This is a genomic window from Streptomyces sp. E2N166, assembly GCF_003671715.1.
Lineage (GTDB): Bacteria > Actinomycetota > Actinomycetes > Streptomycetales > Streptomycetaceae > Streptomyces > Streptomyces thinghirensis.
The window spans coordinates 276,397-282,546 of record NZ_RAIF01000018.1 but is presented as its reverse complement, the minus strand read 5'-3'; the positions used below and the strand labels follow the sequence as shown (position 1 = coordinate 282,546).

Below are 6,150 nucleotides of genomic sequence, written 5' to 3'. Positions count from 1 at the left end.
CCTGGCGCTTCCGCATGTCCAACGACGTCTGGGGCACGCCGTCCGTCGCCGGGGACCTCGTCTACGTCACCTCCTTCGAGGTGCACGCCCTGGACGTGGCCACCGGGCGCCGCCGCTTCAAGACCCGGGACGTCGCCTGGTCGATGGCGGTCGCGGACGGCCGTATCCACGCCTCCGACGGCCCGACCCTCTTCGCCCTGGACGCCCGCGAGGGCGCCGACCTGTGGCGCCTGCAGACGGACGCCTGGGTGTACTCGCTGCAGGCGTCCCGCGGCACCGTGGTCACCGCCACCCGCGGCGGTGGCGTGCAGGCCTGGGAGGCCTCGGGCGGCCAGAAGCTGTGGGAGATCACCGGCGCCCAGACCGACTTCGAGTCCCCGGAGGCGGGCGCGGCCCTGCACGACGGCACGGTGTACGTCTGGCAGGACGCCCGGCTGCGTGCCCTGGACTCCCGGACCGGCGACGAGCGCTGGTCGTACCCGATCGGCGACGCCGCCTCCTGCGGCGGAGTGCCGGTCCGCGTCACCCAGGCACCCGACGGATACGTCTACGTCTCCGCCGGCACCCGGGCCCTCGCCCTGGAGGTCACCACCGGCCACGTCCGCTGGCACTTCGAGGCCCCGGCGGTCTTCCTCGCCCCGCCCACCTTCGTGCCCGGCCCCGCGGTGACCGGCGGCGGCGTCTACCTGGCCGACTACCTCGGCACGGTCTACGCCCTCGACGCCACCGACGGCCGCGATCGCTGGCGGATCGCCACGGAGGCCCGCTCCTCGACCGACCCGGTCCTGGTGGCCGCCGGCCACGTCCACGTGGGCAGCGGCAAGGGGCTCTACACCCTGGACGCGGTCACCGGCACTCCCAAGTGGCGCTTCCAGGCGGGCGGCGACATCGTGGGCGCCCCCGCGGTGGCCGAGGGCCGCATCCACTTCGGCTCGACCGACCACCTGCTGTACACCCTCAAGGCCGACGACGGCCGCCTCCGCTGGAAGCTGGCGACCGGCGGCGAGATCACCGGCTCCCCGGTCGTCCGCGACGGCATCGTGTACGCGTGCAGCAAGGACCGCTGCGTGTACGCGCTGGACGCGGAGAAGGGCACCGGGACGGCCCGCACCACCTGAGTCCGGACCGCGCGCACACCGGCCGGGGCGGACGCACACCGGCCGCGGCGGGCGCACACCGGCCGGGGCGGACGCACGTCGGCCGCGGCGGCTCCCCTCCGCGCCGCCGCGGCCGATCCCCGTGCGGGAAGAAAGGTCTACTTGCCGTCGCCGTCCAGGTCCAGGGCGGGCGGGGCCGGCATGGCGTTGTCCATCGTCCTGATGGTGTCCTGGGCGGGCCCACTGGGCATGGCGTTGTCGAGCGTGGTGACGGTCTCGTCGTTCGCCGGCGGCGTGGGCATGGCGTTGTCCTGCGGGGTGATCTCCGCGTCCGTCTTCTTGTCGCTCATGTCATCAGTCCTTTGCTGCGATGTCGGCGAGTGAGCAACGCCCGTCCGGTAGCTCCCCCGTGGGCCGCCGGACGGGCGTTCGGAGCCGCACGATACTTCCCGGGCTCCCGGCCACCCCGCCTGCCCCCCGACGCGACGGTGTGACGGTAACGACAGTGCCCGAGGGCGATAAACGAATGCTGAACGCCCCGCCCGCGGGCCCCCGGGGGCGGTTCAGACGGCCGTCAGCGGCGAGAGGAGTGCCCGCACCTCGTCCGCCTGCGGCGCGCCGCACTGCTGGAGCAGGTTGAGGGCCTCCTGCCAGCACGCCTTCGCCCTGTCCACCTGCCCGAGCGCGGACAGGGAACGTCCCAGCAGCGTCAGGACGTTGCCCCGCATCCGGTCGCCACCGATGCATCCCAGCGCCAGCGCCTGCTCCGAGTGCTGGGCCGCCTGCGCGGGCCGGCGGGCGGCCAGGTGCACCTCGGCGATACGGAAGTTGGTCGTTCCCTGCCACAGGCGCTGCCGGTGGGCCTCGAAGATGCACAGGGCGTCGGAGAACTGCTGGAGCGCCTCGCTGTGGCGGCCGGCCGCGGTCAGCGCGATGCCCAGCGTGAAGTGCCCGTTGGCGAGACGCATGGTCCGGCCGATGTCGAGCTGTGCGGTCAGTCCGCGGTGCGCGATGGCCACCGCCTTCTCGGTGTTGCCCATACCCAGGTGTGCGCGGGAGAGGTTGCAGAGGCTGAGCGCTTCGCCGGCCCGGTTGTCGGCTGCCCGGTACCCGTCGATGGCCTGCTCCAGGAAGGCCCGTCCGTCCGCGTACCGGCCCTGGTGCAGCGAGATGAGCCCCCGGTCGTTGGCGACCCAGCTCACGGCGGTCGTGTCCCGCGCGGACTCCGCCAGCGTCATGGCCGACTCCGCCTGTTCGGCGGCCTGCTGGATGCGGCCGGAGACCAGCAGGACGTTGGTGAGGGTGGTCCGGGCCCGGCCCTGCGCGCGTGCGTCCCCGGCGTCCTCGGTGGCGTCGCACATCGCGCGTGCCGTCGTCTCGTACTGGTGGGAGTTGGCACCGGACTCCGTCAGGTCCTTGGCCGCCCACAGCAGGTCCACCGCCCGCCGCAGCCTGGCCGTTCCGGCGCACTGCCGCACGCACGCGAGCAGCGGCGCCGCCTCGCTGTACAGCCAGTCCAGCGCCGCCGAACCGTCGTCGAACGTGAGCCCCGGGTACTCCGTCGGCTCCAGGCCGTCCACCAGCCGGTCCCCGGGCCGCTCGATCGCGTAGACCCCCGCCGCAGTGGCCAGGTAGAAGTCCAGCAGCCGCGACAGCGCCGCCCCCCGCTCGCTCGGTGGATGCTCGTCCCGCTCGGCGCACGCCCGCGCGTAGAGGCGGACCAGGTCGTGGAACCGGTACCGGCCCGGCGCCGCCGATTCGAGCAACGACGTGTCCACCAGGGACTCCAGGAGGTCCTCGGTGTCCTCCGCCGGGAGGTCCAGCACGGCCGCTGCCGCCGCGAGGGAGATGTCCGGGCCGTCCGCCAGCCCCAGCAGCCGGAAGGCGCGGGCCTGGGCCGGTTCCAGTTGGCCGTAGCCCAGTTCGAAGGTGGCCTTGACGGCCAGGTCGCCGGCCTGGAGCTCGTCCAGGCGGCGTCGCTCGTCCGCCAGCTTGGCCGCCAGCACCGACACCGTCCACGTGCGCCGGGCGGCCAGCCGCGACGCCGCGATGCGGATCGCCAGCGGCAGCAAGCCGCACGCCCCGACCACGTCCAGCGCCGCCTCCCGCTCCGAGGCCACCCGCTCCTCGCCGACGATCTTCGTGAAGAGGGCCAGCGCCTCCTCCGGGGACATCACGTCCAGGTCGACCAGATGCGCCCCCGCGAGGCCCACCATCCGCACCCGCGACGTCACCAGCGCCGCGCAGCCGTCCGTACCGGGCAGCAGCGGGCGCACCTGTGCGGCGTCCCGGGCGTTGTCGAGGAGGACGAGGACGCGGCGGCCGTCCAGGACGGAGCGGTACAGGGCGGCCCGCTCCTCCAGGGAGTCCGGTACGGCCGAGTCGGCCGTACCCAGGGCACGCAGGAAGGAGCCCAGTACCGTCTCCGGTTCCGCCGCCCGCGCGCCCGCGCCCTGGAGGTCGACGTACAACTGCCCGTCGGGGAAGGCGGCCCGCGCCTGGTGGGCGACGTGCACCGCGAGGGTCGTCTTGCCGACGCCGCCGATGCCGGCCAGCGCGGAGACCGCCATCACGCGGCCCGTGTCCCCGTCGCCGGAGGTGGCGGACAGTACGTGGCTCAGCTCGCGGACGAAGGAGGCCCGGCCGGTGAAATCCGAGACCGAGGCGGGGAGCTGGGCCGGGCGGACCGGGGTCACCACCGCCTGAGCGGCCGGTGCCGACGGCTCGGCCAGGCCGGGGTCGGCTCGGAGGACGCGCTGCTGGAGTTCCCGGAGGCCGGGGCGCGGGTCGACGCCCAGTTCGTCGGCGAGCAGGCGCCGCGTGTCGGCGTAGACGGCGAGGGCCTCGGCCTGGCGTCCGCTGCGGTAGAGGGCCAGCATCAGCAGTTCGCGCAGGCGTTCGCGCAGGGGGTGCGCCGCCGTGAGGGCCGTGAGCTCCGAGACCGCCTCGGCGTGGCAGCCCTGCTCCAGGTCCATGTCGAGGCAGGTCTCGAGGAGTTGGAGCCGCCACTCCTCCAGGCGGACGCGTTGCGCCTGCGCGTAGGGGCCGGGGACGCCCGCCAGTACCTCGCCGTCCCACCGCGCCAGCGCGCGGCGCAGCACGTCACGGGCATGGCACAGGTTCCCGGCGGCCCGCGCCTTCTCCGCCTCGGCGGCCAGGTCCTGGACGGCGGCCAGGTCCAGCGCCCCCTCGTCCAGGCCCCGCACGGCGTACCCGCCCGACTCGCTCACCAGGACCCCGGGGTCCAGCACCTTCCGCAGCCGGGACGCGTACGTGCGCAGCGCCGCCAGCGCCTGCGACGGAGGTTCCTCGCCCCACAGGGCGTCGATCAGTTCGGCGGCCGTGGCCGTACGGCCCTCGCGGAGCAGCAGTGCGGCCAGCAGGGCGCGCTGCTGCGGGGAGCCGGTGGCCAGCGGTTCCTCGCCGCGCCAGGCGCGTACGGGGCCGAGCACCCCGAAACGCAGCGCCGTCGACCTGTCCGGTTCCGCCGGGGGCCCGGGACGCCGCTGCTCCGGTACCCGCGGTACACCGTCCATGCAGTCCCCCTAGACATCCTGAGCAACTACGTCAGTTTGCCTTGTTCATGCCGACCTCGTCAGCCGTGGGAGACGCCGATCACAGGTCCCTCACCCCTCCAGGTCCACCCGCACCGTCAACAGCCCCGTCCCGACCCCCATGGCCCGCACCGCGAGGCTGTTGAGGCGGGGCAGGCGCCGCAGGCGCGCGATCGGGTCGTCGTCGGGGACGAGGTGGGCCGTCCCCGGGTGCCAGCTACCCCGGATCCGTACCCGTACCCGCGGGTCGGCCCGGATGTTGCGGACGTACTGGGACCGCTCGCCGAACTCCGACACCAGCCAGAAGGAGTCGCCCACGCGGCGCCCGCCGACCGGCGTGCGGCGGGGGAGGCCGGAGACGCGGCCGGTGGTCTCCAGCAGGGTCTGGGTCGGCAGGCGGCGCAGGACGGCGTTGAGGCGGCGCTGGACGGCCGTGACGGCCCGGTACTTCGTCTCGGCGTAGGGCGGCTTCCGGGCGTGGGGCGGCTTCCCGGCGTTGGACGACTTCGACATCGCTCGTTCACGCTCCCGTCTCGTGTGCCTCCATGTTCTCCGGAAAACCTCAGAGGGAAGATTTGGGCAGGGCCGAGAGACGGGTGGTGCGGGCGTGCGGGTCGTGACCTGGAATCTGTGGTGGCGGTTCGGGCCGTGGGCCGACCGGCAGAAGGCGATCCTCGCCGTGCTGGCGGAGTTGCGGCCCGATGTCGTGGGGCTCCAGGAGGTGTGGGCCGCCGACGACGGCGGGAACCTCGCCGAGTGGCTGGCCGGTGAACTCGGCCTGCACTGCGCCTGGGCCGCCTCCGAGGCCCCGGAGCGGTGGCAGCGTCGGATCGGGGACGACACCGTCGCCATCGGCACCGCGGTGCTCAGCCGCTGGCCCGTGGTGGAGCGGGCCGCGCTGCGGCTGCCCGCCCCCGAGGAACTCGACGACGGGCGCCTCGCGCTCTACGCCCGCCTGGACGCGCCCGGCCACCCGGTCCCCTTCTTCACCGCCCACCTGAACTCGGGCGGCGACGCCTCGGCGGTGCGCCGCGAACAGGCCGCCGCGCTCGCGGAGTTCGTCGCCGCCCACCGTCACGGCACCGCCTTCCCGCCCGTCGTCACCGGGGACTTCAACGCCACCCCCGACTCCGCAGAGGTCCGCCTCCTCACCCGCCCGGCGCCCGCCGCCCCCGGGCGGGCCGCCCTGCTCGACGCCTGGGAGTACGCCGACCCGTCGGCCCCGTCCGCCACCTGGGACGGCGCCAACCCGTACATCCCCGGCGGCCCGGTGCCGGGTGCGCGGATCGACTACGTCCTCGTCGGCCCGCCCGGCCCGGACGGACTCGGCCGGGTGCGTGCCGCGCGACGGGCGGGCGACGGACCCGTGGACGGCGTATGGCCTTCCGACCACGCGGCGGTCGTCGTGGACCTGGCCGGGAATTGACGCCGGGGAGCGGGTGCGGCCGCCCGGCGTGAATTCGATGAATGCTCAATTACCGTGCGTGTATGTGCCGGTG

Annotated in this window: 5 protein-coding genes; 2 read left to right on the top strand and 3 right to left on the bottom strand. The window is 74.5% G+C overall.

Annotated features, from left to right (window positions below):
- Window positions 1-1,118: PQQ-binding-like beta-propeller repeat protein (locus EBH09_RS15540; RefSeq protein WP_153182672.1), on the top strand; the 1,118-nt coding region annotated here is incomplete at its 5' end.
- A gap of 137 nt (window positions 1,119-1,255) precedes the next feature.
- Here EBH09_RS15540 and EBH09_RS15535 read toward each other — a convergent pair.
- The 3 genes from EBH09_RS15535 to EBH09_RS15525 form a co-directional block, all read right to left on the bottom strand.
- Window positions 1,256-1,447 (bottom strand): hypothetical protein, encoded by a 192-nt coding sequence (locus EBH09_RS15535; protein WP_121747596.1) that lies wholly within the window; start codon window positions 1,445-1,447, stop codon window positions 1,256-1,258.
- Window positions 1,448-1,660: 213 nt separating this feature from the next.
- Window positions 1,661-4,633, bottom strand: a complete 2,973-nt coding sequence (locus EBH09_RS15530; protein ID WP_121747595.1) for a BTAD domain-containing putative transcriptional regulator — start codon at window positions 4,631-4,633, stop codon at window positions 1,661-1,663.
- A 90-nt stretch (window positions 4,634-4,723) separates the two neighbouring features.
- Window positions 4,724-5,164 carry a nitroreductase family deazaflavin-dependent oxidoreductase gene (locus EBH09_RS15525; protein WP_121747594.1) on the bottom strand — a complete coding sequence of 147 codons (441 nt, stop codon included), beginning with the start codon at window positions 5,162-5,164 and terminating at the stop codon, window positions 4,724-4,726.
- A 94-nt stretch (window positions 5,165-5,258) separates the two neighbouring features.
- Here EBH09_RS15525 and EBH09_RS15520 point away from each other — a divergent pair, with 94 nt between their 5' ends.
- Entirely contained in the window at window positions 5,259-6,077 is an 819-nt protein-coding gene (locus EBH09_RS15520; protein ID WP_121747593.1) for an endonuclease/exonuclease/phosphatase family protein, read from the top strand.
- Window positions 6,078-6,150: the final 73 nt, after the last annotated feature.